Annotated in this window: 30 protein-coding genes and 1 tRNA gene; 17 read left to right on the forward strand and 14 right to left on the reverse strand. The window is 65.3% G+C overall.

Annotation, left to right across the window (positions count from 1 at the left end):
* From C1925_RS01605 to C1925_RS01625, 5 genes are all read right to left on the reverse strand, one after another.
* Entirely contained in the window at positions 1 to 210 is a 210-nt protein-coding gene (locus C1925_RS01605) for a tail protein X (protein ID WP_046272348.1), read from the reverse strand.
* Positions 210 to 674 carry a head completion/stabilization protein gene (locus C1925_RS01610; protein WP_108767409.1) on the reverse strand — a complete coding sequence of 155 codons (465 nt, stop codon included), beginning with the start codon at positions 672 to 674 and terminating at the stop codon, positions 210 to 212. The genes C1925_RS01605 and C1925_RS01610 overlap by 1 nt, the downstream gene beginning before the upstream one ends.
* Positions 675 to 774: 100 nt before the next feature.
* Positions 775 to 1,599 carry a phage terminase small subunit gene (gene gpM, locus C1925_RS01615; protein ID WP_108767410.1) on the reverse strand — a complete coding sequence of 275 codons (825 nt, stop codon included), beginning with the start codon at positions 1,597 to 1,599 and terminating at the stop codon, positions 775 to 777.
* 3 nt (positions 1,600 to 1,602) lie between these two features.
* Complete coding sequence (locus C1925_RS01620; protein ID WP_108767411.1) at positions 1,603 to 2,628, reverse strand: phage major capsid protein, P2 family; 1,026 nt, start codon at positions 2,626 to 2,628, stop codon at positions 1,603 to 1,605.
* 53 nt (positions 2,629 to 2,681) lie between these two features.
* A complete protein-coding gene (locus C1925_RS01625; protein WP_108767412.1) occupies positions 2,682 to 3,563 on the reverse strand; it encodes a GPO family capsid scaffolding protein in 882 nt (293 codons plus the stop codon).
* A gap of 157 nt (positions 3,564 to 3,720) precedes the next feature.
* On the opposite strand from C1925_RS01625, the gene C1925_RS01630 reads away from it, so the two are divergent.
* Genes C1925_RS01630 through C1925_RS01645 form a run of 4 tightly spaced genes read left to right on the forward strand, consistent with a single transcriptional unit; the run spans position 3,721 to position 7,373 of the window.
* The gene (locus C1925_RS01630; protein ID WP_108767413.1) at positions 3,721 to 5,490 is read left to right on the forward strand and encodes a terminase family protein; all 1,770 of its coding nucleotides are present in this window, start codon (positions 3,721 to 3,723) and stop codon (positions 5,488 to 5,490) included.
* Positions 5,487 to 6,500 (forward strand): phage portal protein, encoded by a 1,014-nt coding sequence (locus tag C1925_RS01635; RefSeq protein ID WP_108767414.1) that lies wholly within the window; start codon positions 5,487 to 5,489, stop codon positions 6,498 to 6,500. The genes C1925_RS01630 and C1925_RS01635 overlap by 4 nt, the downstream gene beginning before the upstream one ends.
* A gap of 11 nt (positions 6,501 to 6,511) precedes the next feature.
* Positions 6,512 to 6,724: a Com family DNA-binding transcriptional regulator gene (locus C1925_RS01640; RefSeq protein ID WP_108767415.1), complete on the forward strand. Its 213-nt coding sequence runs from the start codon at positions 6,512 to 6,514 to the stop codon at positions 6,722 to 6,724.
* On the forward strand, positions 6,672 to 7,373 hold the full coding sequence (locus C1925_RS01645) for a site-specific DNA-methyltransferase (RefSeq protein ID WP_108767416.1): 702 nt from the start codon (positions 6,672 to 6,674) through the stop codon (positions 7,371 to 7,373). The genes C1925_RS01640 and C1925_RS01645 overlap by 53 nt, the downstream gene beginning before the upstream one ends.
* Before the next feature lie 50 nt (positions 7,374 to 7,423).
* On the opposite strand, the gene C1925_RS01650 is transcribed toward C1925_RS01645, so the two are convergent.
* Positions 7,424 to 8,422 carry a DUF4238 domain-containing protein gene (locus tag C1925_RS01650; RefSeq protein WP_108767417.1) on the reverse strand — a complete coding sequence of 333 codons (999 nt, stop codon included), beginning with the start codon at positions 8,420 to 8,422 and terminating at the stop codon, positions 7,424 to 7,426.
* A gap of 803 nt (positions 8,423 to 9,225) precedes the next feature.
* On the opposite strand from C1925_RS01650, the gene C1925_RS01655 reads away from it, so the two are divergent.
* Entirely contained in the window at positions 9,226 to 9,570 is a 345-nt protein-coding gene (locus tag C1925_RS01655) for a hypothetical protein (RefSeq protein WP_108767418.1), read from the forward strand.
* Positions 9,571 to 9,589: 19 nt separating this feature from the next.
* Here the strand turns inward: C1925_RS01655 and C1925_RS01660 are convergent, their stop codons facing one another.
* Complete coding sequence (locus C1925_RS01660; RefSeq protein ID WP_108767419.1) at positions 9,590 to 10,660, reverse strand: site-specific integrase; 1,071 nt, start codon at positions 10,658 to 10,660, stop codon at positions 9,590 to 9,592.
* Between the two features lie 124 nt (positions 10,661 to 10,784).
* Between C1925_RS01660 and dusA the strand changes: the two genes are divergently transcribed.
* From dusA to C1925_RS01680, 4 genes are all read left to right on the forward strand, one after another.
* Positions 10,785 to 11,780 (forward strand): tRNA dihydrouridine(20/20a) synthase DusA, encoded by a 996-nt coding sequence (gene dusA / locus C1925_RS01665; protein ID WP_108767420.1) that lies wholly within the window; start codon positions 10,785 to 10,787, stop codon positions 11,778 to 11,780.
* Between the two features lie 213 nt (positions 11,781 to 11,993).
* Positions 11,994 to 12,377 carry a hypothetical protein gene (locus C1925_RS01670; protein ID WP_108767421.1) on the forward strand — a complete coding sequence of 128 codons (384 nt, stop codon included), beginning with the start codon at positions 11,994 to 11,996 and terminating at the stop codon, positions 12,375 to 12,377.
* A gap of 71 nt (positions 12,378 to 12,448) precedes the next feature.
* Positions 12,449 to 13,132, forward strand: a complete 684-nt coding sequence (locus C1925_RS01675; protein WP_079224892.1) for a response regulator transcription factor — start codon at positions 12,449 to 12,451, stop codon at positions 13,130 to 13,132.
* A 22-nt stretch (positions 13,133 to 13,154) separates the two neighbouring features.
* Complete coding sequence (locus tag C1925_RS01680; protein WP_079224893.1) at positions 13,155 to 14,579, forward strand: sensor histidine kinase; 1,425 nt, start codon at positions 13,155 to 13,157, stop codon at positions 14,577 to 14,579.
* Between the two features lie 104 nt (positions 14,580 to 14,683).
* Here C1925_RS01680 and C1925_RS01685 read toward each other — a convergent pair whose 3' ends face one another.
* Together C1925_RS01685 and C1925_RS01690 are read right to left on the reverse strand one after the other, a co-directional pair.
* Positions 14,684 to 15,472 carry a M90 family metallopeptidase gene (locus C1925_RS01685; protein WP_174213476.1) on the reverse strand — a complete coding sequence of 263 codons (789 nt, stop codon included), beginning with the start codon at positions 15,470 to 15,472 and terminating at the stop codon, positions 14,684 to 14,686.
* Positions 15,439 to 15,723: a hypothetical protein gene (locus tag C1925_RS01690; protein WP_108767423.1), complete on the reverse strand. Its 285-nt coding sequence runs from the start codon at positions 15,721 to 15,723 to the stop codon at positions 15,439 to 15,441. The genes C1925_RS01685 and C1925_RS01690 overlap by 34 nt, the downstream gene beginning before the upstream one ends.
* A gap of 142 nt (positions 15,724 to 15,865) precedes the next feature.
* Between C1925_RS01690 and birA the strand changes: the two genes are divergently transcribed.
* The 4 genes from birA (at position 15,866) to C1925_RS01710 (ending at position 18,534) form a co-directional block, all read left to right on the forward strand.
* Positions 15,866 to 16,831 (forward strand): bifunctional biotin--[acetyl-CoA-carboxylase] ligase/biotin operon repressor BirA, encoded by a 966-nt coding sequence (birA, locus tag C1925_RS01695; protein ID WP_108770582.1) that lies wholly within the window; start codon positions 15,866 to 15,868, stop codon positions 16,829 to 16,831.
* Entirely contained in the window at positions 16,828 to 17,559 is a 732-nt protein-coding gene (locus C1925_RS01700) for a type III pantothenate kinase (protein ID WP_108767424.1), read from the forward strand. The genes birA and C1925_RS01700 overlap by 4 nt, the downstream gene beginning before the upstream one ends.
* Positions 17,560 to 17,569: 10 nt before the next feature.
* Entirely contained in the window at positions 17,570 to 18,418 is an 849-nt protein-coding gene (locus C1925_RS01705; RefSeq protein ID WP_108767425.1) for an SPOR domain-containing protein, read from the forward strand.
* Between the two features lie 40 nt (positions 18,419 to 18,458).
* Positions 18,459 to 18,534 (forward strand) — tRNA-Thr (locus C1925_RS01710).
* A 33-nt stretch (positions 18,535 to 18,567) separates the two neighbouring features.
* On the opposite strand, the gene C1925_RS01715 is transcribed toward C1925_RS01710, so the two are convergent.
* Together C1925_RS01715 and C1925_RS01720 are read right to left on the reverse strand one after the other, a co-directional pair.
* Positions 18,568 to 19,272: a Sir2 family NAD-dependent protein deacetylase gene (locus C1925_RS01715; protein WP_108770583.1), complete on the reverse strand. Its 705-nt coding sequence runs from the start codon at positions 19,270 to 19,272 to the stop codon at positions 18,568 to 18,570.
* Between the two features lie 106 nt (positions 19,273 to 19,378).
* Positions 19,379 to 19,987, reverse strand: a complete 609-nt coding sequence (locus tag C1925_RS01720) for a hypothetical protein (RefSeq protein ID WP_159097456.1) — start codon at positions 19,985 to 19,987, stop codon at positions 19,379 to 19,381.
* Positions 19,988 to 20,651: 664 nt separating this feature from the next.
* Here C1925_RS01720 and C1925_RS01725 point away from each other — a divergent pair.
* Together C1925_RS01725 and C1925_RS01730 are read left to right on the forward strand one after the other, a co-directional pair.
* Positions 20,652 to 21,068, forward strand: coding sequence for a type II toxin-antitoxin system RelE/ParE family toxin (locus tag C1925_RS01725; protein WP_343125660.1), 417 nt, complete (start codon positions 20,652 to 20,654; stop codon positions 21,066 to 21,068).
* Between the two features lie 50 nt (positions 21,069 to 21,118).
* A complete protein-coding gene (locus tag C1925_RS01730; protein ID WP_108767428.1) occupies positions 21,119 to 21,493 on the forward strand; it encodes an addiction module antidote protein in 375 nt (124 codons plus the stop codon).
* 11 nt (positions 21,494 to 21,504) lie between these two features.
* Here C1925_RS01730 and C1925_RS01735 read toward each other — a convergent pair whose 3' ends face one another.
* Positions 21,505 to 21,909 (reverse strand): hypothetical protein, encoded by a 405-nt coding sequence (locus C1925_RS01735; RefSeq protein WP_108767429.1) that lies wholly within the window; start codon positions 21,907 to 21,909, stop codon positions 21,505 to 21,507.
* A gap of 496 nt (positions 21,910 to 22,405) precedes the next feature.
* Positions 22,406 to 23,341, reverse strand: coding sequence for a hypothetical protein (locus C1925_RS01740; protein WP_108767430.1), 936 nt, complete (start codon positions 23,339 to 23,341; stop codon positions 22,406 to 22,408).
* Positions 23,342 to 23,502: 161 nt separating this feature from the next.
* Here C1925_RS01740 and C1925_RS01745 point away from each other — a divergent pair, with 161 nt between their 5' ends.
* On the forward strand, positions 23,503 to 24,276 hold the full coding sequence (locus tag C1925_RS01745) for a DUF3011 domain-containing protein (protein ID WP_108767431.1): 774 nt from the start codon (positions 23,503 to 23,505) through the stop codon (positions 24,274 to 24,276).
* A 92-nt stretch (positions 24,277 to 24,368) separates the two neighbouring features.
* On the opposite strand, the gene C1925_RS01750 is transcribed toward C1925_RS01745, so the two are convergent.
* On the reverse strand, positions 24,369 to 24,818 hold the full coding sequence (locus tag C1925_RS01750; RefSeq protein ID WP_108770584.1) for a hypothetical protein: 450 nt from the start codon (positions 24,816 to 24,818) through the stop codon (positions 24,369 to 24,371).
* Between the two features lie 278 nt (positions 24,819 to 25,096).
* On the opposite strand from C1925_RS01750, the gene rocF reads away from it, so the two are divergent.
* The gene (gene rocF / locus C1925_RS01755) at positions 25,097 to 26,017 is read left to right on the forward strand and encodes an arginase (RefSeq protein ID WP_108767432.1); all 921 of its coding nucleotides are present in this window, start codon (positions 25,097 to 25,099) and stop codon (positions 26,015 to 26,017) included.
* Positions 26,018 to 26,047 lie beyond the last annotated feature (30 nt).

The raw sequence follows: 26,047 nt of genomic DNA on the forward strand, positions 1-26,047 counted from the left end.
TCAGTCCCAGAGCTGGACCAGCGGGCGCGTGGCGGCGGCTGGGGTGGTGGTGTCGGGAAGCACCACAGAGGTGCCTTGGGGCAGGATCGGGCCGAGCGCGGCCAGACCGGGGTTGAGCGCCAGCGCCTGCTCCACGCACGCGGCAGTGGTTCCCAGGTAGCGGTAGCAGATGGCGTCCAAGGTGTCGCCTTGGGCAGCGATGACCAGCATCAGATGAGGTCCACCGTGGTGCGGGGCAGGCCCTGCAGATCGCGCATGGCCCAGCGGTGGTCGCGGCGGATCTCACCGATGGACGGGGTCAGGTCGTCGGCGCGCTGGTTGGCGCTGTCGGTGGCGTCGTAGGAGCGGTAGCGCTCGGTCAGCTCGGCGGCGGCGTAGGTGGCCACCGCACGGCGGTACAGCAGCACCAGGCACGAGACGCCGGAGATCGCATCGGCAGGAATGCCGGCCAGCGATTCGTGGCCCTCGGCCATTTGGCGCTGTGCCCACGGGACGAGCGCGGTGTTCACCGTGGTCACCGCGTTGATCAGGCTGCTGCGCAGGCGCGCCTCGGTGACCGTGCCTGTAATCCTCATGTCCTCTCGCACCTGCGACGGCGAGATGGACGGCCACCAGCTGCCCGACGTGATGTCGTCGCTGGGGGCGTTCTTGCCGGGGGCGATGAATGCAGACATAAGGCCTCGGAATAGTCGCCGGTGGTCGGGGCGTCACCACAACGGGAGAGAGGTCGTTGTGGATCAGCCCCGAGCCGGCGGGGGTTGCGGGGACGCTCGGTTAGCTCTGCCCGGTGGCACCGTCATCGGCCGGCGGGGTGCCAGCGCTGTCGGTACCGGCGCCCGGCGCGGGGCCGGTACCGGTGTCGCCGTTGTCATCCGCTGCGGTGCTCTGCAGGGCGTCGACGGTGGGCGGAGCGTGTTTCTTGAGGAGGCGGGCTGCGCGCTCCAGGTCTTTCTTCCCACCGCACGCCGTGTCCAGCTCCAGAGCGCGGTTGAGGTTGGCCACGCACTTGACCAGCTGGTCGAAGGGCGGCGGGTTGTCTTCGACGTCGTCGGCGCGGATCACGCTGCGGCCGGCGGCCAGGTAGAGCTTGGCGCGGACCTGGTCGGGCATGTCCTGCGCGGCGGTCAGCGCGGTGGTGGTATCCAGCACCGCCACGTCGAAGTCAGAACCGGCAACCTGGGCGCGCAGGGCAGCATCGGCCACTTCCTCGGCGATCAGGCAGCCGGTGGTGCGGGCGAAGCGGTCGGGCATGGCCAGGTTGTGGCGCAGGGCGTAGTCGGCCAGCGGCAGCGCCCCTGCGAAGTCACCGGCATCGATGTGCCAGAGCATCAGGGTGGCAACCACCTCATCGTCGCCGCCGGCATCGGCCTGCAGCACGCCCTGCAGGTAGGGCGCGTAGTCGTCCAGGATCTCGGCCTTGAACAAGCCCTTGGCCTCGTTCGACTGCATCTGCTTGAGGCGCAGGCGATGGTCCTGCAGCTTCATCATGTGCAGTTCGTACTCGGACGCGTTGTCCACCGGCGCCGAACCCTGGCGGCGGGCCGATTCCTCAGCCGCGCGAACGCGGCTGAGGTGTTGCTTGGCGGGACTGGCGGCCATGGATCAGCCCCCAGCCGCTTCAGGTTCGGCGATGTTCTCGATGACGCAGCCGAAGCCGTAGTCCTCGACCACATACGCATCGTTGGACGATTCGTAGTTCTCGATCTGGTTCTTCTTCGGGTTCTCGATGACGTAGCGGCGGCGGCCTTCTTCCTGCCAGTAGATCGACAGGTTATCCAGCGAGGTGATCAGCAGGGTGCCGTCCGGGATGTACGGCACTTCTGCCACCTGCAGTCCGCCCAGGCGGCGCTGGGACAGGATGATGTCAGTAGCCAGCTTCTCCGTGGAGGGCTGGTCTGCGTTGACCAGCGGGAAGTACTTGTCGTGCAGCAGGCCACGACCGACCACCGCGACCAAGCCCGGATCCTTTCGGTGCCACGGATCGATCAGGTTGCTCACCGCGTCGTAGACCAGGGCGTCCAGGTTCTTGTAGTCGCCGCCAGCGCCGACCACCACCTTGCCCGAGCCGGCCTTCACTTCGTCCAGGACGCGCGCCGAGGCGTTGGTGCGGTACTGCTGCAGCCAACCGATGTTGACGTCTTCCAGATTCGGGTGGGCAACACGGTCGGTGGTTGCCGCCGCGCTGGTGCCATGGAAGCCGATCATCAGACGGTCCAGTGCCTGGCGCTTGATGATGGCGTCGCGCAGCTTCGCCTGGAAGTCGGGGAACTTCGCCCAGGCGTCCAGCAGCTGGAAGCGGATGGCGGTATCGAAGTTGGTCTGCTTGCACTCGTAGTCCTGGCTGCTCAGGCCCGAGACGTCGCGCGGGGAGCGCTCACCGTTGCCGGTGGTATCGGTGCGGCCGGCGATGGTGCTGGAAACACCGATGCCAACCTTCTGACCCTTGAGCTCCCTGACGCCGATCATGTTGATCCGGCCGAGGAACTCACTGGACTCCTGAATCCGGCTCTCCAGAGTCTGCTGGACGGTCGGGTCGACACTGAACGAATGGCCGGCGCTCTCGACGCCGTTGATGGTGGCCAGCTGTGCCAGATACGCGGCGTACAGGCGGCGGGTTTCATTACGCATGGAAGGTCTCCGAGAAGCGGGGATTGGGCGGTGGACTACGGCGCGGCTTCGCGTCAGCAGTCGGTCAGGGCGGTCTTGTCGGTCTGGCCATTCACGACGGGGCGGAAGGCCTGCGTGGTCGAAGCGGTGCTCGACAGCTTCTTCTCCAGCGCGCTGAACTCCGCACGGCTTTCGTCCAGGTCTTTGCGCAGCGCGGCGAACTGCTCACCGTTGGCCTTGATGCCATCGCGGATGCCGGTCAGCACCTCGGCCAGGCCAGCGAACGCCTGCGCATCAGCTGCGCCCTCCGGGGCCGGCGGGGTCACCGGTGCCGGAGGCGGGTTCGCCTTGCCGGTGAATCGATCCAGCAGGCCGGCGATGCCAGAGAGCAGCTTGCCGGTGGCGTCGGCGCCGTCAGCGGTGAACTCTTCCAGCTCGATGCTGGATTCGCACGACGCGGTGAACACGTTCTCCGCGTTGAGCTTGCGATCATCGAACAGCTTGGCCTCGGGGTGCTTGGCCGCGAAGGACAGCTTTTCGGTGCCCAGGCTGGCCGGGCTGTCGGTGACGGCCAGGCCGACCAGGTAGGCGCCGCCGGTCTTGGCGAAGTTGGGCGACACCTCGATGCTGGTGTAGATCTTCTGCTTGTCGTTGTTGACCATGCTCACCAGGGCATCGGTCGGTTCCAGCTGGGCGAACAGCGCCAGCTTCTTCTTGCCGTCGATGTCGACCTCTTCGGCCTTCACCGCCACCACATCGCCGTAGGGCTTGAACGGGCTGTCCGGCAGGATGCCGCGAATGTGTTCCAGGTTGATGCGGGCGCCATACAGCGACGGGTTGTAACTGCCGGCCATCTGCTGGATCCAGCCACGCTCGATCACACGGCCATCGGTGGTGTCGCCTTCCACGGCGACGCGGAAGAATTTGCTGCGGTACTTCTTCTTGGGATCCGACATGGTGTCCTCTGCTGATTTTGGCCGTGTGCGCGGATCGCGCTTCAACAGGTCCATGGTCGGCAGAGCGACAAACAGCAGCAACGCAACCGAGTTGTAAAACTCAGCGCTACGTCATTGATTTCTGTATGAATCGGTCGTCGGACGCGACCCTAGTGCGGTGAACGACGTCGCCGCCCAACTCCAAACCGACAGCCGCAGACAGGCCAAGTTCCTGTACTGGATGGGCTGGCGTGTCACCGAGATCGCAGAGGCGATTGGCGAGAAAGAGAAAACCATACACAGCTGGAAGGCGCGTGACGAGTGGGACCGCGCTGACAACGTTGAGCGCATCGGCGGCGCGCTTGAACAGCGCCTGGTGCAGCTGATCCTCAAAGACGGCAAGACCGGCGGCGACTTCAAGGAAATCGACCTCCTGCACCGCCAGCTGGAACGACAGGCGCGGATCCAGCGCTACCGGGGCGGCGGCACAGAGACCGATCTGAATCCGGCCGTGGCCAACCGCAACGCTGGCCCGAAGAAGAAGGAACGCCGGAACGAGTTCAGTGAAGCCGAGGTCGAGCAGCTGACCACAGCGTTTGTCGATGGCTGCTTTGACTATCAGCTGGACTGGTACAAGGCGAGCAACCTCCGCACTCGCATGATCCTCAAGTCGCGCCAGATCGGAGCCACCTACTACTTCGCCCGCGAGGCGTTGATCGATGCGATCAAGACGGGCCGCAACCAGATTTTCCTGAGCGCGTCCAAGGCGCAGGCCTTTCTGTTCCGTGGATACATGCAGTCCTTCGTGCGCGAGACGCTGGACAAGGATCTCAAGGGCGGCGACAGCATCGTCCTGCACAACGGCGCAGAGCTGTTCTTCCTGGGCACCAACGCCCGCACCGCACAGGGCTATCACGGCAACTTCTACTTCGATGAGTTCTTCTGGACGCATGGGTTCGATGAGCTGAACAAGGTGGCCAGCGGCATGGCCATGCACAAGAAGTGGCATAAGACCTACTTCAGCACGCCGTCGACCATGGCCCACCAGGCGTACAGCTTCTGGACGGGCGAGCGCCGCAACCGGGGCAAGCCGGCCGACAAACGCATCAAGATCGACACATCGCACGATGCGTTGGCTGGCGGCCACCTTGGGCAAGACAAGATGTGGCGGCAGATCGTCACCATCCTCGACGCCGAGCGTCGGGGCTGCGACCTGTTCGACATCGATGAGCTGCGCGAGGAATACAGCCCGGACGCTTTCGAGAACCTGCTGATGTGCGGGTTCGTGGACGACAGCGCCAGTGTGTTCCCCCTGAGCCTGCTGCAGACCTGCGGCGTCGACAGCTATGTGGATTGGGCAGGCGACTACCGGCCCTTCGCCCAGCGCCCCTATGGCGACCGTCCTGTGTGGATCGGCTACGACCCGGCCGAGACGGGGGACAGCGCCGGCCTGGTCGTAGTGGCACCCCCAAGCGAGCAGGGTGGAAAGTTCCGCGTGCTGGAACGCTTCCAGTTCAAGGGCAACGACTTCGCCGCGCAGGCCGAGATCATCCGCAAGATGACCCAGCGCTACTGGGTTACCTACATCGGCATCGACACCACCGGCATGGGCACCGGCGTTGCCCAGATCGTGAAGACCTTTTTCCCCAGCCTGGTCACTTTCAGCTACTCGCCGGAAGTTAAGGCCAAGCTGGTGTTGAAGGCCTACGACGTGATCAGCAATGGCCGTCTGGAGTACGACGCCGGCATGCACGATCTGACCCGGTCGATCATGGCCATCAAGAAGACCCTGACCAAGAGTCAGCGGCAGATCACCTATACCGCAGGGCGAAGCGAAGAGACGGGCCACGCCGATCTGGCGTGGGCGCTGTTCCATGCCCTGCACAACGAACCGCTTGAGCGCCCGCATACCTCGGCGCGGCGCAGCCGATTGGAGATCAACGCATGAACGACGTCGCCGCACCTGCGGCCCCCGCCGCCCGCACGGTCAGCTTCACCTTCGGAGATCCGGTGCCGGTGTTGGAATCGGGCGGCATCCTCGACTACGTCCACTGCTGGCAGAACGGCCGCTACTACGAGCCGCCGGTTTCGCTGGACGGCCTGTCGCGGGCGACGCGCGCCAACGTGTACCTGGGATCCGGCCTGCGCTTCAAAACCAACATGCTGGTCCGCTCCTTCAAGCCGAACAAGATCCTCAGCCGAGAGGCGTTTGAGCAGTTCGCCATGGATTGGGTGCATTTCGGTATGGGGTATCTGGAACGCCGCAATTCGGTGCTAGGCAGTGCGATGGCGCTGGTGCCGGCACTGGCCAAGTACATGCGGCGCGGTGTCGAGCCGGGCACCTTCTACCAGGTCCGCGGCTGGAAGGATGAGCATGAGTTTGAGCCGGGTAGCGTGTTCCAGCTGCGCGAGGCCGACGTCAACCAGGAGATCTACGGCCTGCCGGAATGGATGCCCTCGCTGCAGTCGGCCCTGCTGAACGAGTCGGCCACCCTGTTCCGCCGCAAGTACTACAACAACGGCTCGCATGCCGGCTTCATCCTCTACCTGACCGATGACCAGATCGATGACGCCGACGTCGATGCGCTGCGCGAGTCGCTGAAAAGCACCCGTGGCGTGGGCAACTTCCGCAACCTGTTCCTGCACTCGCCCAACGGCAAGAAGGATGGCCTGCAGCTGATCCCGGTCAGCGAGGTGGCCGCCAAGGATGAATTCACCGGTATCAAGAGCGTCACCCGCGATGACGTCCTGGCATCGCTGCGGATCCCCCCGCAGCTGCTGGGGGTGGTGCCGCAGAACGCTGGTGGCTTCGGGTCCATCCGCGACGCCTACACGGTGTGGGGCAAGACGGAACTGGCGGCCATGCAGACCCGCATGCTGCGAGTGAACGACTGGATCGGTCAGGAGGTGATCGCGTTCGATGCCTTCGACCCGGAAGCCCTGGGCGGTGCCGCGTAATGCCACCGGCCATGCAGAACCTGCGCTGCGGCGAGTGCGCCAAGCTGCTCGCCCGCGCCCTCGGCTATGCCGAGCTACAGATCAAGTGCCCGCGCTGCGGCACGCTCAACCATATGAAGGCCGAGAGCCTCCCCTCAGTTCGCCGCGAGCGACTTGAAGAAGGCTTCTGCCATGCAAAACCTGCTGTTGAAGGGCGACGCCCTGTCCCTGCTGCCGACTCTTGAAGCCGGCTCGTTCGATGCCCTGATCACTGACCCGCCCTATGCCAGCGGTGGCCTGACGGCCGCCGCGCGCCAGCGGCCGCCATCGGAGAAGTACGTTCGATCCGATCTGCATGCCGACTTCCTGGGCGATGAGCGCGACCAGCGCTCGCACCTGCGCTGGATGGTGATGTGGTTGAGCGAGTGCGCCCGGCTGCTCAAGGAAGGCTCGCCGGTGTGCGTGTTCACCGACTGGCGGCAGCTGCCGCTCACCACTGATGCGCTGCAGTGCGCCGGGTTCACCTGGCGCGGGGTGACCGTGTGGGACAAGACCGAGGGCGTCCGCCCCCAGCGCGGTCGCTTCCGTAACCAGGCCGAGTACATCGTGTGGGGCAGTAAGGGCGCCATGCCGCTTGACCGCAACGCGCCGGTGCTGCCGGGTGTGATCAAGGCGAAGGTGCGCCGCGACGACAAGCTGCACATGACCGGCAAGCCGACCGACCTGATGCGTCAGGTCGTGCGGATCTGCGAGGCGGGTGGCCGGATCTTGGATCCGTTTGCCGGCTCGGGCACGACGCTGGTGGCCGCCCAGATGGAAGGGTTCGGCTGGACCGGCTGCGAGGTCACCGAGCACTATGCCCAAGTGGCGTTGAATCGTCTCGGATCGTTGTAATCACACAGGCAGATGCAGCCGCTGATTTCAGTGGCTGCATCTCCCCTTCGCTAACGCGAAAAACCGGTCCCCATTCTTGGTCTCCAGGTTGTTTGCTCCAACCCAGCCGCGCGAGAAATCGACGCAACAAGCGGGTTGTCTCTACCTATCAAGAACCGCTGCGTTCGCTTTGCTACGCTGAGGTTGACCCTGCGTACGGCTTCTCTGCTCACAGTGCCGAGGTGGTTGGAGCGCCCGCCAGAATGCATCGCAAGGGCGTGATTGCTATCAAGCGGCACAATTACCAGCGCATCCATTGACGCAAAGCCAAGTCCCATGAAGTTAGAGCTACGGCGGGCAGCTGTGGTTAAAACGACGGGCGCGTCGCTGAGAACAAAAGCGCATCTAGGCGGCGCCCGCCAAACGTCCCACTGACGCTCAGCCATGATCTCTGCAACTTGCTCGCCCATGGGCAAAGCCATGGTCATTGCCCACTTAGCGTCGGTGCTGACTTCGTAATTTTCCCCCTCGGCAAAATCCACCAGGTCACGAGCTAAGCGACTGAGCTCTTCCTCAGATAGGCCAGCATGGTCGCGATTCTTGGCCAAAGCGTGCCTGGCTTGCGCTTCGTTGCTCAGCAGTATCCGAGATGTAGCTTTAATGAGCTCGCCGTTTAGGTGCTGGATGTTTGCGATGAACTCTGGCGTGCGTGTTGCAAGTGTTCCTACGAAGTGCGCGATGGCCCCGCGCGCTTCGACAGATATCTGGCCTCCGCTGAACAGTGCCGGCAAATGTTCCGAGGCCGCCGCTTCAATCTGGCTAAGTGCGCCTTCCAACTCAAACCGCTGGCGACCCAGATCATCGGTCAATGTGTAGAGGTGGCCAACCGCCCCTGTATTGACTGGCTGCTGGCGCCGGATCTCATTCCTCTCTCGATCAAACACAGCCAGGCATTCGTCATCACCTAGGAAGCCTTTGAGAAAGAACTGGGGCAAGTAGTGTTGACGCTTAGGCCCGGTGAGGACCGGGGCTACTTGAGTGTCTGGTCCGTCAGATCGTGTCGAGGTCATGCCCCGATTCTACCGCCCAACCTCTCTAGCGACCTCCGCGGCCTGAGACCGGCGGCCTAGGGTGGGCTCGATGCAAGAGGCGTAGAGCCGCGCTGATGGTGCCTGCCATCGCGTTGCAGGGGCAGAACTCCAGCAGACGTGGCTTCTACCCCCGGCGCGCGCAGTCGTCGCCCCGCCACGCCTGCGGTCTTTTCCCCCCTTTTTTTCCGCACCCCTGCGGCACCGCCCAGCGCATGCCGTAGCAGGGCGGTCTGGCTCTGCGAGAGGGGGGCCGTTCCCTGCGGATCCCTGCGCGCTGAGGGGCATTTCAGGGGCGGCCAGGTGGGTTTGGCGACGGCTCAGGGAATGGGGGGGGTCCGGAAAAAGGTAATTCCTGTGTGTCGCCCCGGCTTTGGCGTTCTAAGTGCATGAATCTATTGGGGAATGAGCGATTGCAAACTGAGGCAATCCGAAGCAATTTCCAGAGGGCGGAAATGCAATGTCATTGATTCATAAGGATATTTTTTATGACCCAAATTGCACCCCAAAAGAGCAATCCCGTTACCTAAACATTGCTCAATTATTGCTATTGAAATTGTTATCTAAGGCATTGTTTGTAAAAGGTATTTCTCAATTTTTCAGGATCGATTGCAGAAATTACCTGTTTCCGGTGGCCACAACCTAAATCGCCTAAAAACGCGGGGAAGGGGCCAACTCACCCTCTCGCCGCCATATCCACGCTCTATCCGCGCACGCTACGCCGGCGCTTTGTCGTTGCTGGATCCGTCGCAGGCCGTGCGAGCGCTGGGCGTATCCTGCCGCGCATGACCTTGCCCTCCGGCTTCCAGTGGACCACCAGCTCGACCAGCCGCCCAGGTGAGGTGCCGACCGTGATCGCGTGCGACGGGGTGTGGGTGGTGGCGATGTTCCAGCGCGTGGACGACGGCAGCTGGGTGGCCACCCTCGACCGGCATCGGAATGGACCAGGTGGACCGTCCAGGCGCTGCAGCAGCTATGAGCAGGGGCGTGCCGGCGCTGAGATGTGGGTGGCCAGGCACGAGGCCCGGTTGCGCGACGACGTCGACCAGATCCGCCGGTACCGCGATGCGGTGAAGGCGAACCGGCTGGCCAAGGCCAGCATCGATCCGCCTTTCGGGTGGATGGGGTAGGCGACTGCCTGCGGGCTGGTCAGGCTGGATCTACGGGCAGGCGGTGCAGCGTCTCGGGGCGGAGCTGGGTGTAGCGCTTCAACTCATTCCAGGACTCATGCAGAGTGACCGACGCCACCTCGGGAATGTCGTAGCCCTGTTCAAACAGCCTCGATGTGGCTTCGTGCCGCAGATCGTGGAAGCACAGATCCGCGATGGCCAAGCGGATGCAGGCCCGCGTGAACGCGGTGCTGATGGACTTCGTGTTGTAGGGGAAGATCCTGTCCTCGCCCGCTATCCGCGGCTGCCGCTGCACGATGGTCCAAGCGTCGCCCAGAAGCGGAAAGCGCTTGTGGTTGCCGGCCTTCTTCCGGGGGTGCTTGGCGTCACGGAGCAGGGCGGTCCGCGTGGCCAGGTCGACGTCCGACCACAGCAACCGCGTTATCTCGCCCTCGCGCTTCGCTGACTGGATGGCGAAATCGATGATGTCCACCATTGGGATCTGCGAACGCCACGCCGCCTGCCCGAAGTGGTCCCGCAGCTGCTGCAGCTCCACCTCTGTCGGCCGTCGATCGCGCCGCTTGGACTTCCCCACCAAGCCCAGCAGCCGCAACGCCGGCCGGGCTTCTGCGACAGGGTCTGCGACCAGCTTCACGCCTTTCATCGGCGCGGCCAGTTTGAGCAGCTCGGACAGGTAGCCCAGCTCTACGTTCATGGTCGCGGGCGCGCAAGCGGGGATAATGACCCCCTTTCCCGTCATGTGGTTCCCGCTGATACGTCGCCGGGCGTGCTCGATGACGTCGCCGGCAGTGAGCTGCCTGGCCACGATGTGCCCGAGGCTCTCCTGCAGGCGCGTCATGTTGCCGGTCTGTGTCTTGGACACCGCTTTCACGCTGGCCAGCGCTTCGGTGCGCCAGGTGATCAGCTCGGCGATGGTTGTGCCATCGCCGGCAGCGCCGCCCCGGGCTTCAAGGTCGGCCATCTCGCGCTCCACGCGGTCAGCCCAGGTCTTGGCAGCGGTCTTCGTGGGGAACGTGCGGGTTTGGTCTTTATGGCCTTTGCGGCGCACCATAGCGCGCCATCGGCCGTTGCGGTTCTGCAGTGTCGCCATCGTTGTGCCATTCCCTGTTGTGCCAAGGCGTGCCTGGCACACAGATGGTACAGACGAACGGGAAAACGCGGGAAATATCGGGAATATTTGGGCGCTTTAGGGTGCCAGCAATGAAGATAAGCCTATGAAATCCTTGAATTTGAATGATATCAGCCTGTCCGTTGCCCCCATGATGGATTGGACGGACCGCCACTGCCGCGTGTTCCACCGCGTGCTGGCGCCGGGTGCCCGGCTGTACACCGAGATGGTGCACGCCAACGCCGTCATCCACGGTGACCGCGAGCGCCTGCTCGGCTTCGACGGCAGCGAACAGCCGCTGGCCCTGCAGCTGGGCGGCAGCGATCCGGCCCTGCTGGCGCAGGCCGCGCGCATCGCCGCCGACTGGGGCTACGACGAGGTCAACCTCAACTGCGGCTGCCCGTCCGACCGCGTGCAGGCCGGGCGTTTCGGTGCCTGCCTGATGCGCGAACCGGCGCTGGTGGCCGAGTGCGTGGCGGCGATGGTCGCGGCGGTGGACATCCCGGTGACGGTGAAGTGCCGCCTGGGCGTGGACGAGGACAACGAGTACGACGTGTTCGCCAGCTTCGTCGACCGCCAGGTCGCCGCCGGTGCCGCCATGGTCGTGGTCCACGCGCGCAACGCCTGGCTGAAAGGCCTGTCGCCGAAGGAGAACCGCGAGGTTCCGCCGCTGAAGTACGACTGGGCCTACCGCCTCAAGCAGGAACGCCCGGCGCTGCCGGTGGTCATCAACGGTGGCCTGGCCACGGTGGAGGCCGTGCAGGCCCAGGCCGCGCATGTCGATGGCGTCATGCTCGGCCGCGCCGCGTACCACGACCCCTACCTGCTGCATCAGCTGGAGGCGCTGCACACCGGCGCCGCGCTGCGCCCGCGTGGCGAACTGCTGCGCGCGATGCGCCCCTACATCGAGGCCCGCCTGGGCGAGGGCCTGGCCCTGAAGCACATCACCCGCCACCTGCTGGGCCTGTTCCACGGCCAGCCGGGCGGCCGCGCGTTCCGCCAGGTGCTGAGCGAGGGCGCCCACCGCCCTGGCGCCGACTGGGCGCTGATCGAGCAGGCGCTGGCGGTCACCGAGCGCGACGCCGATCGCGCCGCAGCGTGATTTCAGTCACATTCCTGACTTGACAAGGCCCGCGGATTCGTCCCGAATGTTCACTTAGATGAACGACGCCGGAGAGCACCCGGAAAAGTTCAGATCGGATTCACCGCGCCAAACCAATCATTTGCAAAGGAAATGTAAAGGCCGGGTCCCGTATCCGGCGCTCCGGATTTACGACTTTTGAACGAATCGCCGTGCTCGGCTAGGATCGCATCGATGTCTTCCGCTCCCTTCCACCGCCGCATTGCCCTGGCCACCTGCGTGGCCCTGGCGGCTGCCCCCCTTTCTGCAGCGATGGCCCAGCAGCCAGCGCGCGGTGGTGGCGGCGAGCCGCGTGCGGCCATGCGCGCGGAAATGATGGATCGTGGTGGCCGTGGCGACGACCGTTCGCTGTCCGATGCCGTGCGCCGGGTGCAGCGCTCCACCGGTGGTCACATCCTGGGTGCCGAGCGCGTGCCGTTCGATGGCCGGGACATCAACCGGGTCAAGTACATGGATGACCGGGGCCGGGTCCGCTACATGGACGACCCCGCCCCGGCACGTTCACAGCCGCGCACGCCGCGGTCGGATATGTCATCACTACGCGGCGATAACCCCTGAACAGGGATAGTTGCCGTAATACACCGTACCCACAGGCCTCCGGGCCACACCCAGGACACTAGGGAGAGTTCATGCGTATCCTTCTGGTCGAAGACGAAGCCCCGCTGCGTGAGACCCTGGCAGCCCGGCTCAAGCGCGAAGGTTTTGCCGTCGATGCTGCACAGGACGGCGAGGAAGGCCTCTATATGGGCCGCGAAGTACCGTTCGACGTCGGCATCATCGACCTGGGCCTGCCCAAGATGTCGGGCATGGAGCTGATCAAGGCCCTGCGCGACGAGGGCAAGAAGTTCCCGGTGCTGATCCTGACCGCGCGTTCGAGCTGGCAGGACAAGGTCGAGGGCCTCAAGCAGGGCGCCGACGATTACCTGGTCAAGCCGTTCCATGTGGAAGAGCTGCTGGCCCGCGTCAACGCGCTGCTGCGCCGCGCCGCCGGCTGGAGCAAGCCGACCCTGGAATGCGGTCCGGTTGCCCTGGACCTGGCAGCGCAGACGGTCAGCGTCACCGGCAGCAATGTCGACCTGACCAGTTACGAGTACAAGGTGCTGGAATACCTGATGATGCATGCCGGTGAACTGGTCTCCAAGGCCGACCTCACCGAGCACATCTACCAGCAGGATTTCGACCGCGACTCGAACGTGCTGGAAGTCTTCATCGGCCGCCTGCGCAAGAAGCTGGACCCGGACGGCGAACTGAAGCCGATCGAGACCGTGCGTGGCCGCGGCTACCGTTTCGCGATCCCGCGCAACGAGGGCTGAGCCTTCCACAAGGCGATAAACGATGTCCGGCCGTCTGTGGTTCTTCCGACGCTGGCGGCCGCGCTCACTGCAGGCGCGCCAGCTGTTCGCCGCGTCCGTGGGTCTGGTCGCGTTCCTGGCCTTGGCCGGTTACGCGCTCGATGCCGCCTTCGCCGACACGGCGAAGGCGAACCTGCGTGAGCGCCTGAAGAACTACGCCACAGCCTACGCAGCCGGCATCGACTTCACCCGCGACCGCTCGCTGTACATCCGCGAGCAGCCGCCGGATCCGCGCTTCGACGTGCCGGGCAGTGGCCTGTACCTGCAGGTGGTGATGCCGGACGGCAAGGGCAATTCAATGTCCGCCGAAGGCCCGATGCTGCCCACCGTGGGCGGCGGCCTGCTGGCCCCGCGCCAGGAAGTGTTCGAAGGCCCGCTGCCGATGATCCAGATCGACGGCAGCCAGGGCTCGGTGTACCGCTACGGCCTGGGCCTGGTGTGGGATGCCGACGCTGACCCCGCCACCGAATTCCCGTACACCATCTACGTGATGGAAGACTCGCGCGCGCTGGGCGCGCAGCTGCGCGTGTTCCGCAGCCGGGTCTGGTTCTACCTGGGCGGCATCGGCCTGATCCTGCTGCTGCTGCAGACGGTCATCCTGCAGTGGAGCCTGCGCCCGTTGCGCCGGGTCATCACCGAGCTGACCAAGGTGCAGCGCGGCGAAACCGAGCGCATGAGCGAACGCCACCCGCGCGAGCTGGAGCCGTTGACCGACAGCATCAACGCCTTCATCGAGAGCGAGCGCGAAAACCTCGAGCGCCAGCGCAACACCCTGGCCGACCTCGCGCACAGCCTGAAGACGCCGATCGCCGTGCTGCGCACGCAGATGGACAGCGGTGCCGGCGATGGCGCCCTGCGCGAGGAACTGGACGTGCAGCTGCAGCGCATGAACAACCTGGTGTCCTACCAGCTGGCACGCGCCGCCTCGTCGGGCCACAAGCTGTTCTCCGCGCCGCTGCCGGTGGAATCCAACGCCGAGGAAATCGTGCGTGGCCTGGAGAAGGTCTACGCGTCGAAGGGCGTGCTCTGCGAATTCGACATCGACCCGGCCGCGCGTTTCCACGGCGAACCGGGCGACCTGCAGGAGCTGCTGGGCAACCTGCTGGAGAACGCCTTCAAGTGGGCCAAGCGCCGCGTGCTGCTGACCGCGCAGCCGCTGCCGGCACCGAACGCGCGCCGCGCCGGCCTGCTGCTGGCGGTGGACGACGATGGCCCGGGCATCGCCCCGGAAGACATCGGCAAGGTGCTGCAGCGTGGCGTGCGCGGCGACGAACGCGTGCAGGGCCACGGCATCGGTTTGTCGATCGTGCAGGACCTGATCAAGGATTACCGCGGCGAACTGCTGGTGGCCCGTTCCAGCGAACTGGGCGGCGCGCGCTTCGAAGTGCGGTTGCCGCCGGGGCCGTAGAGTCGAGCTTGCTCGACTGCCCTTCGATCCGCCGGGCACGGCCCGGCGCTACCGCTCGACGTGCCCCCCAGGTAGCGCCGGGCCATGCCCGGCGTACGGATGAATCAACCGACCATCGCCGGCGGCTCACCATAGAACCGCCGCAGGTGCGCGGCCACCTCTGGCAGCGCCTGCGCCAGCACATCCGGCGCGGAGAAGTGGTACTCGCTGGCCACCGCGAAGAACTCTTCCGGTGCCTCGGCCGCATACGGGTCGATCAGCGTTTCCTCGCCAGCATCCACCTGCGCGCAGAACGCATCGTAGGACTGCTGGAAGGCGGCCGCCCATTCTCGCTGCCACGCACGCGGCAACGGCGGCGTGCCGTCCATCGCGCCATCCAATGCATCCAGCTTGTGCACCATCTCGTGCACGGCCACGCAGTAGCCCTCGTGCGGTTCGGCCAGGTCGGCCTGCACGTCGGCCCAGGACAGGATCAACGGCCCACTGTCCCACGACTCGCCGATCAGTTCGTCATCCCACTCGTGCAGCACGCCGGCCGCATCCATGTGGCTGCGATGCACGCGGAAGGCATCGGGGTAGACGATCAGCTGCGACCAGCCTTCCAGCCCGACCTTGCCAAATTCCAGCAGCGGCAGGCAGCACAGCGCGGCCAGCAGCACGCCGTCGGCCACCTGCAGCTGCAGGTCGCCAATCGGGGTGATGGTCTTCTCATGCAGGAAGCGGGTGGCCAGCACGCGCAGGCGCGCGCGGCGCGCATCGTCCAGGCCCCGCAGCCAGGCGGCGCGGCCGCAGGCCTCATTCCACACTGCATCTTCGATCGGCCGCGGCGCAGGCCGCAGCCACTGCAGCAACGACTTGATCAGCGGAACATACCCGGCAGGTAGCTGTGCCACTTCGGCGCGCGGATGCGCTGCAGCACATCGTCATCGCTGCCGCCGCCACCGCTGCTGGTCGCGCTGCTCGCCGCTGGGCGCACCGGCGCCGGCTTGGCCGCGGTGGCCGAAGCGGTGGCGGTCGAAGCACGCTGCGAAGCGGCATCCGGGGTGGAGTACACACAGGCCCCACGGCTGTCGTCCAGCGATGCTGTTGCCGAGGCCGCGAAGGGCATCGCCAGCAGGATCAGGCAATGGGCATAGTGGCGCATTGACGACATCCAGGTTAAGGGAGGGTGAGTTCCCGATTCTAGCCCGAACCCGGCCCTGGATTGGAAGCCCCGCCCCCGGCACCCCGCGGGCGCCGCTGGCGGCTTTCCCGCATAATTCCGTTCTGACCTTGTGGAAGCTGCCGTGGACGATCGCCAATTGCTGGCCAAACTCGCTGCCGGTCGCCTGTCCGGCGACGCCCTGGCCCGTGAGCTGGGCCAGACCCGGGCGGCCATTTGGAAGCGTATTCAAGGACTTAGAGCTGCCGGTGTGGACATCGAAGGCCGTGCAGGCGAGGGCTACGGACTGAGCCAGCCGCTGGAGCTGCTGGACCCGGCGGCCATCCGCGCGCACCTGCCCGACGATGCCGTGGCCCTGCTGCATGACCTGCAGGTGGCCTGGACGGTGGATTCCACCAATGCCGAATTGTTGCGGTGCAGCGCGCCGGAGCGCGGCGTTTGCGTCCTGCTGGCCGAGCGCCAGACCGGCGGCCGTGGCCGTCGTGGCCGCAGCTGGGCCTCGCCGCTGGCCGCCCACGTCTACCTGTCGGTACTGCGCCTGTTCTCCGGTGGCCTGGGCCGCCTGGCCGGCCTCAGCCTGGTGGCCGGCGTCGCCGTGGCCGAGGCGCTGGACGACCTCGGCTACACCCAGGCGCAGCTGAAGTGGCCCAACGACGTGCTGGTGGACGGCCGCAAGCTGGTCGGCCTGCTGGCCGAGGGCGGCGGCGAGTACGCCGGCCCGGCGCGCGCGGTCATCGGCATCGGCATCAACGTGCACATGCCGCCGGCCTTCGCCGAGCAGATCACCCAGCCCTGGGTGGACCTGGACACCCTGGCCGGCAGCCATGTCGACCGCAACGTGGTGGTGGCCGCCGTGCTGGCGCGCCTGCTGCCGGCGCTGGACGTGTTCGACCGCGAGGGCCTGGCCCCGTTCCTGCCGCGCTATGCCGCCTTCGACATGCTGGCCGGCCGCGAGGTGCGCGTGGAGCTGGAAGGCCAGTGGCAGCACGGCACCGCCCTGGGCCTGGCCGATGACGGCGCCCTGCGCGTACGCATCGATGGCCACGAGCGCCTGCTGCATGCCGGCGAAGTGAGCGTGAGGAAGGCATGAGCGATTGGTTGTTCGACCTCGGCAATTCGCGCTTCAAGTTCGCGCCGTTGCAGGGTGACCGTGCCGGTGATGTGCAGGCCTGGGCGCATGGCGCCGAAGGCATGGCCGCGCAGCCGCCGCACAGCCTGCCCACCGGCGGCACCGCCTTCGTGGCCAGCGTGGCCGCGCCGTCGCTGACCACCGCCATGCTGCAGCAGCTGCAGGCCCGCTTCGGCGATGTGCGCGTGGTGCGCACCAGTGCCGAATGCGCAGGCGTGCGCATTGCCTATGCCAAGCCGGAAAAATTCGGCGTCGATCGTTTCCTTGCACTGCTGGCCGCGGCTACCGCGCGGCGCCCGGTGCTGGTGGTAGGCGTGGGTACCGCGCTGACCATCGATCTGCTCGATGCCGACGGCCAGCATCACGGTGGCCGCATTTCCGCCTCGCCCACCACCATGCGCGAAGCACTGCATGCGCGCGCGGTGCAGCTGCCGGCCAGTGGCGGCGACTACAGCGAATTTGCCAACGACACCGCCGACGCGCTGGCCTCCGGCTGCGACGGTGCCGCCGTTGCCCTGGTGGAACGCAGTGCGCGCCAGGCGCAGGCGCTGCTGGGCGTGGCCCCCGCGCTGCTGGTACACGGCGGCGGCGCCCCGGCGTTGATGCCGTTGCTGGACGGCGCCGATTACCACCCGTCGCTGGTGCTGGACGGCCTCGCCCGCTGGGCGGTGCACCAGCCCGCAGGCTAGTATCGGCAGCATGCTGACCCGTGCCCTGATCGTCGTCCTGGCCATCCTCAACGTAGGCGTCGCCAGCTGGTGGCTGCTGCGCAGTGAACCCGCGCCGGCCACGCCGCCCCAGCCCGCCACCGGCGTGGCCGAGCTGCGCTGGCTGCCGGGCGGCACCGATGCCGCTGCCGTGGCGCAGACCGCCGCCACCGCCGCGCCGACCGAGGCACTGCAGGAGCGCGAGGCCGCCCCCAGCGCTGCCGTGGCCGCCACCGAGGCCCCCGCACCGGCAACCGCACCGCCCGCCGCCGCCCCGTCTGCGGAGGCCGCGCCTGCCGTGGCCGCAGCCGCAAAACCGGCCGAGCCCGTTGTGCAGAAGCCCGTAGTCGAGACGCCTGCCGTGGAGAAGCCTGCGGCGCCGCCGCGCTGCGTCGCCCTCGGGCCGTTCGCCGACCGTGCCGCGGCCGTCGCCGCACAAGGCCGTGCCGGCAAGCTGCTGGCCCCCGCGCGCCTGCGCGAACAGCCCGCCGCCAGCGGCAGCACCCGCTACCGCGTGCTGCTGCCGGCCGCTGCCAGCCGCGAAGACGCCCAGGCCATGGTCAAGCGCATCGTCGCTGCCGGCCTCAGCGACTACTACATCATCAGCCAGGGTGAAGAGAGCAACGCCATCGCCCTGGGCCAGTACCGCAACCGCGAAGGCGCCGAGCGCCGCATCGCCGCCGTGCAGGCGGCCGGTTTCCAGCCGCGCCTGGTGGCCAGTGGTGACGCTGGCCAGTGGTGGCTGGAAGGGCAGCTGGCCGCCGGCAGCGAACCGGCGCAGGCGCAGCAGCGCAGCGGTGCCGCGCAGCAGCGGTCGCTGGAATGCACGCGACTGCGCTAGAATCGCCCCACCGCGGCGCTGCCGCCGGTGAAGCACCCATGCCGCTTTAGCTCAGTTGGTAGAGCAACTGTCTTGTAAACAGTAGGTCATCCGTTCGATTCGGATAAGCGGCACCACATCTTCGCGCCTCACGACGCGCTGTTTGAGCCTTAACTCGCACCGTTGAGCCATTTTTCGGCCAGGCGAGGAGCCACAGCGGTTGCCGGACCCCGCAGGTAGGTAAACCCATAGGGAATCCTGTCCATCTCGAGCGAGACCAGCACTTTCTCGGCTCGGCCGCGCGCAGCCTTGACCAGCGAAGCCGCCGGCTGCACGGCAAGTGATGTGCCTATGACAAGAACCTTTGCTGCAGTGGACACGTGCCATCGCGCCTCATCCATGTGCCGCGTTTCCTCCCCGAACCAGACAATGTCAGGCCTGAGCTGAGTGCCGTCCTCGCACAGCTGGCCAAGCGAAATCGCAGCGTCCTCGATACGGTAGCGCTTCGGGCTATCCGACGTGCCGCGCGCATAGGCAAGTTGGCCATGCAGATGAATCACGTTGCTGGAACCAGCGCGTTCGTGAAGCTCATCGACGTTCTGGGTGATCACGACCACTTCAAAGGCCGATTCCAGGGAAGCGATCGCCGAGTGTGCGGCGTTTGGCAACGCGTTCCATGCCTTCAGGCGACGCTCGTTGTAAAAGGCCAGGACGGCTTCTGGACGAAGCCTCCAACCCTCGGGACTGGCTACCTCCTGCCACGAATAGTTGTTCCAGAGACCGTGCGAATCGCGGAATGTAGGCAAGCCGCTTTCCGCGCTCAGGCCGGAGCCAGAGAGAACAACAATTTTGTTTGGCACTACGTCAGGTTTCATGCGGGCGCTCGTCATCTGGCAGTCGGGTATCTGCACCCGGCTATGCAAAACATCCATAGCGCACCGCTGCCGACCAAAGCAAGCTGGATACTTGCCTGCCTGACCTTCAGGATGAAGACAGATCCCGATTGCCAAGCGCCTTGCTGCAGAAGTCCACGGTACGCAGCACACCACCTGCACCCTGATACTTGTCGTCTCCGCAGAACTGCTCTGTGAGGCGACGTCCCAGTCGGCCATTGAAGCTAACGTCCGAAGTATTCAGAAGCGCCTGAGCGCCGACATTGGCACCGCCGGCAACGGCTTCCACAAAAGGTTGGTCAACCGAGAGATGAAGGACGTTGCGGTCGAGCATCTCGCCGCCGGATTCCACTTCAATCCTGAGGATGAAGGTGATGCCGTGATCAGCCGGAATCAGCTTCTTCTTTGCCATCTTCTTGAGTATGGACGTAGCGTTGCTAGCGAATCCATGCAGGATGTCCGACTCGCGCCAACCGTTGCCCTTGAGCGTCATCACAAGTCGCGGTGGTGTGGCAGACGGTTGAGTATCGACTGCGACAACGTTCGGATGCATTTTCATTAAGAGCGCAGGATCTATCGGGTTCTCGTGCGACGACTCATCAGCTTCGAAAATTTTTGCCTCGCTGCCCTGAGGAGCTGTCGTGGGGGCACATCCTGCGAGGCCAGCCAACGCCAGAATCAAGAGTATCTCTTTCATTTCCAACTCCAATTTACAGTGGTCAGTTCAGTGTGTGGTGACACGCCAAATTAAATCCGAAGTCAGAAGTCCTGCCAGGGAACGACTGAACGCTGGCGAAGATGCCTAGCGGCGGATGCCATGCTCCATATCCCTTCGCAAGTGCCACGCCAGAAGTGCGCCCGTGGATTGATCGATGTCTACGGCATGCAGTGCGCCGACCAAGAAACTCCTCGACCTGAACGCCACCCGACAGCGGGGGTTCGCCAGCGCACTTCTCCTACCAACGGGAAGGAGAAGTGCGCATCCGCTTGCGTGGGCGGAGTGAACATCATCTTGCCGCTTCAGGCGCACTGGGGCCACGCGTCTAGATCCGCAGCTTCAATCCAGCCGACCTTTCCATATCGAGCGAGCGCCCTGCAGGCTAGGGCGAGCGCAAATATTCCTGCAGGTTTGACGATGTACCTCCGGCGGAAGCAATAACGCCTGCAGCCGCTCGGGCATGGGCAGATGCGTCACGCTGCGCGTGAATCAGTACGAAATTCCTTCGTGTAGATCTTCCGGAGTTCCGGCACACAGGTAGACAACGTCGTCCTCGCCGATGCGCATTGTGAGAAAACCGCCTTGCGGCGTTTTTTCGTCCTAAGCCTGTGAATCAACCCGGTGATGCGGCAAAGGAGGAGTCGTGCCGACACTGCATATCGGCGCGCTACGCAGCCGGCCAGTCATCAGCAACGCGCTGAAGGAGCTGGCAATACACATCCTCTCTCGCCCTCTTGAAAATGCAGCGTGTGTCCATTATATTGGACATGTGGCGAGGATCCAGACCACCTCCGAGTTCAATGACTGGTTCGGCAGCCTGCGTGACAAGCAAGGACGCCAGCGCATCTCCGTGCGCATCACCCGGCTGGCACAGGGAAATCCTGGGCAGCACCGTTCACTAGGCGGTGGCCTGCAGGAACTCAAGATCGATTTCGGGCCTGGCTACCGGGTCTACTTCACAGAGCGGGCGGGCATCACCTACATCCTGCTGTGCGGAGGCGACAAAGACAGCCAGTCCCGGGATATCGAGCGCGCTCGCGAACTGGCGAGCCGGCTCTGATTCCACACTCTTCCACACGCTGCATGCGACATCAGACAAGGCAGGCTGCCATGAAAAAAACATTGGAACTGCATGACTGGGACGCGGCTGAACACCTGCACGACAACCAGGACATCGTCCACTTCATTGAGGCCGCGCTCGAGGAGGCGCCCGACGATGCGGCATTCATTGCATCGGTGCTGGGTGTCGTGGCACGAGCGCGCAACATTGCTGATCTCGCGCGCACTACCGGCATCGCCCGCGAGACCTTGTACAAGATGCTGCGTGGTGAAGGAAATCCCACCATGGGCAATCTGAGCAAGCTGGCCAAGTCGCTGGGGTTTCGATTGAGCCTTGTGCCGATCGATGGCAACGGCAAGCCAGCAAAATCCAAACCGAAGCCTGCCCGCAAAGCAGGCAAGCCGGCGGCAAAGAACGTCGCCTGAGTTTGCAGGGCTCACCCAGCCCGCGACTGCAGCGCCACGTACTCGGCCAGGCCCCGGCAGGCCAGCATCAGTCCTTCGCGCGAGCCGTCGCCGATATCGTCTTTCTCCTCGCCATCCACGCGCACGCGTTCGGTGGCGTGGTAAAGCTCCAGCAGCGACACCAGGCCGGTGGCGGCGCGATCCCGGCGCGCGTTGGCGACGGCCTCGCCGGGTGTGCCGACCGGGCCATGCCATGGCTGTCCGTCGGCCGTATCGCCGGCCGCGATCTGCTGCAGGCAGCTGCGCAGGGTGATGGAGGAGGGCGCTTCGTTGGCGGCAGCGAAGGCGGCTTCCAGCGGTTGGGCCAGTTCGGGCGGCAGGCGGGTGATGGCGTCACCGAGCGTGGCGGCCAGATACGGGTGGCGGGATTTGGACATGCGGGCATCCTCAACGGGAACGGAGGTGCCACCGGCGAAGGTGGCAGGCGATGCGTGGCTTCCAAGACCGTATCGAAGAGCCGGCGGGCACGAAGCCCCCACGCACCGCCCGCCATAACGCCGCAGACGGATTGCCAGCCGGCGTCGTCCACAACCTGACGACGCCGACTGACAAGCGTAAACATCTTCGATACACGGGCTTGGAAGTCCCGGCTACCCGATGCAGGCAGCAATTCATCTTGGGCACGCCAAGTCGTGACGCACCAATCAATTGTTCTGATGAATTCGCCGTTCCCGAAAGAAAGAATGAATTATCGCGATTGGCTTGTTTCGCTCGTCTTCTAGGCAGAAACGACAATTCGCGCGGGCGTGATCGCAATGCGCTGGCGCAAGCGACTACACCACCACTCTGAAGGCCAATCGGTACCTGCACTGCAAAGCAGCCTTAACCGCCGTGCCGTACCTCGCACACAATCCGCGCAGCACCAAGCACGCCTCAGCGCTGCCCGCTATCGCCCGGCACCAGATGTCGCCACGGGAACACGTTCCGCGCGAAATGGCTGACGTAACCGCCCATGCCCGCCTGGATGGCCATGAACTGCAGGCCCGGCCGCATCGCCTGCAGTGCCTGCAACTGCGCCGGCGACAGCGCGCTGTTACGCAGACGGAAGCTGTGCACCGGTGCGAACGCGTCACTGGCGAACAGACGCTCGTAGGCGGCGAACGGCGTCACCGCATCGGATTCGCGCTCATCGGCCCAGGTGCACTGCAGTTCGGTGGACTCGCTGAAATCCAGCAGGCCCAGTGCGGGCAGATTGCGCGATGCAGCCAGGTGTTCGATGAAGCGCTGGGTATCACTGCCCGGGCCGATCTGCAGGATGTTCAGATGCGGCAGCGGCACATCGAAGAAGGTGGCATCGGGGGCGTTGGGCACCACCAGTTCGGTCAGATACGTCGTACGGCCGGCGAAGCGGGCGATCTCGCCAGCCTCTTTCCTGATCGGGCCCGCGCGCTGGATCAGCGAGGCATTGTGGTGCTCCGGTGCGGTGGGCGTGACCACCAGTGAACGCAGGCGCGGGAACTGCACGTTGCTGTCCAGCAGGGCAGTGAACTCCCATTCGCGGCTGCCATTCGCGCCTTCATCCCCACCGGTGAAGCGCAGCGACATGACTGCCGCGGCCACGCACGGATCGGACAGGCAGGCCAGCGTCCATTCGAACGGCGCGTCCCACGGGTCGCCGAAAAACTCCACGTGCAGGCCGCCGTACAACGGGGCCACGGTCAGGCGTGTCTGCAGTGCCGACCACAGCGGCCCGGCGGGGTCGGCGATGTCCAGGTCGTACTCGCAGGCCGTCTCCAGGCTGAAGGCGTGGATGCGTTGCTGCAGTTCCAGCAGCGACTGCTGGGCACGTTCGAAGTCAGGTGCGGCCATGGCAGGTAATCGATCATCCGTGGGTGAGCCGGGATGATAGCCCCGGTCCTGCAGGTTCGGCAGCGCCGTCCCCGTCTTCATGACGCTCCTCACGAACCGCCCTCCCGGTCCCGTCGCATACTGTCGCTATCAGCCCGTCCGGGCCACTTCGGGAATCGATCATGCGCCGCCACGCTGTTTCCCTTGCCGCTGCACTGCTGTGCTCCGCCTTCGCGGCCCCGGCCATGGCCGCCGTGCCCTTCTTCAACGCCAGCTGCCCCGGTGGCCTGGATGTGCACGCCGACGAGGGCGGCCCGGTGTACGTGCAGGGGCGCGAGGCGGCGCTGAAGCGCTTCAACGACCGCTATTTCGAAGCGCGCGACGCGCAGAGCGGGGTGACGCTGTCGATCACCACCGGTGACGACGGTGCGCCGCAGATCAGCTACACCGGCCGGGGCGGCGCCAATGGCATCTGCCAGGTCAGCGGCGGCGGCGGCGCGCCCGTGGCAGGCGAGCGGCATGACCACCGCCGCCACGATGACAGTGACGACGAAGGTGCGGCGCTGCCGCGCGAAGTCACCTGCGAGTCCACCGACCAGCGCCAGGTGTTGTGCGAGATGGACACGCGCGGCAACGTGGAAGTCGCCCGCCAGATCAGCCACACCCGCTGCGAGCAGGGCCAGAACTGGGGCCTGTCGCGGCATTCGGTGTGGGTGAACGGCGGCTGCCGCGCGGTGTTCCGCAATACCTCGCGCGCTGCGTACGCGGCGCCCAGCGGCGGCACTGCGCTGGGGTCGTGCAACACGCGCAAGGGCGCACACGGCACGCTGGTGACCCAGGTACCGGTGGGCAGCGACTACCAGGAACTGATCATCGATTACCCCGATGGACGGTTCCTGTGCATGCTGCGCAACAACGGTGAAGTGCAGAGTGTGACCCCGGTGCGCCGCCGCTGAGTGCCAGACTGCCCCGGCGCGGTGTGCCGGGGTCTGTGGCCGGTGGTGGCCGGCGCTATTGTCCTGTTACACACTGCGGCGGCGCGGGAATGTCACTGCTGTTCTACGGGATCGCTACCCTTTTTGTAGGTATACCCGGTGACGCTCCACCCGCCGCCATGACCGGACGATGGTGCGACCCACGTAAATTCCCAGGACTGTACAGAGCCATCAGGGAGTATGTTTTCTACTCTATAGATCTCACCCGGAACGCCCTCGGTGGGCAGCTTCCCCGGGATCGAGTCATTGTAGCTTGCAGATGCCCGACCTACTGATATCACACTGTGCTCGACGTGCACCGTGCCATAGCCCAGCGGTGCGAATGCAGGGCGGACATTCTGAGTGACCCACTCAAGGACGTGCCGTGCGTCAGTGCTCTGCTTGGAAAACTCTTCGGAAACGACGGTATGGGTGATGCGCGGCGAGGCTGCCGTTGCAACGGTGGGGACAATCGTCGCGAGGGCAATTGTCAGCGCTACGAGCCCATTGATCCTGCACTTCATCAGCATTGCTTCTCCGGTTCTGCATGAAAGAAAGGTGCACCGATAATCAAGGTGCCAATGCAGAGTTGCGTCGCGAAAGATAATGAACAAGAGGCGATCGCGACTCACATGTGACGTCGGTAAATAAAGTCCGGAGCTCCGCATGGCCCAGAGTGGGTTTATCTGACCCCAGATTCCCTTTGGGCTGGCAGATCATCCGATTCCCTGCTGCACCGCCGCGAGTGGTGTCACATCCCTCTGGCTAGACTGTGCTTCTTTTTCGTCTGCAGGAGGCACCCATGGCCCACCCCATTTCCGTCACCCTGATCGGCGTGCCCACCGACGTGGGCGCGGGCCATCGTGGTGCGCGGCTTGGCCCGGAAGCCCTGCGCGTGGCCGGCCTGCCGGAGGCGCTGGAGGCGCGCGGCGTGGACGTGCGCGACCTGGGCAACCTGGATGGCCCGCGCAACCCCTGGACCTCGCCAGTGCAGGGCTACCGCCACCTGGACGAGGTGGTGGCCTGGAACCGCGCCCTGATGGACGCCAGCTACGCTGAACTGCAGGCCGGGCGCATGCCGATCATGCTGGGCGGCGACCATTGCCTGGGCATCGGCTCGATCACCGCCGTCGCCCGCTGGTGCCGCGAACAGGGCAAGACCCTGCGCGTGCTGTGGCTGGATGCGCATTCGGATTTCAACACCAGCGATGTCACCCCGTCGGGCAACATCCATGGCATGCCGGTGGCCTGCCTGTGCGGTCTCGGCCCGGACGCGCTGACCCAGCTGGGCGGCAGCAGCCCGGCCATCACCCCGGCGCAGATGCACCAGATCGGCATCCGTTCGGTGGACCCGGACGAGAAGCGCCTGATCAAGACCCACAAGGTCGATGTCTACGACATGCGCTACATCGACGAGAACGGCATGAAGCGCGCCGTGGAAGCGGCGCTGGCCGGCATCGACGGGAACACGCACCTGCACGTCAGCTTCGACGTGGACTTCCTCGACCCGAGCATCGCCCCGGGCGTGGGCACCACCGTGCCGGGCGGGGTGAACTACCGCGAGGCGCAACTGGTGATGGAGATGATTGCCGACAGTGGCCGCATGGGCTCGTTGGACATCGTTGAACTGAACCCGCTGCTGGACACGCAGAATGCGACCGCCGAGCTGGCCGTGGACCTGGTGGAGAGCCTGTTCGGCAAGTCCACGCTGATGCGCGACTGAGGCCGGCGACCTTCGCCTGAATGGCGTGTG

It is taken from the genome of Stenotrophomonas sp. SAU14A_NAIMI4_5 (assembly GCF_003086795.1).
Classification (GTDB): Bacteria; Pseudomonadota; Gammaproteobacteria; order Xanthomonadales; family Xanthomonadaceae; genus Stenotrophomonas.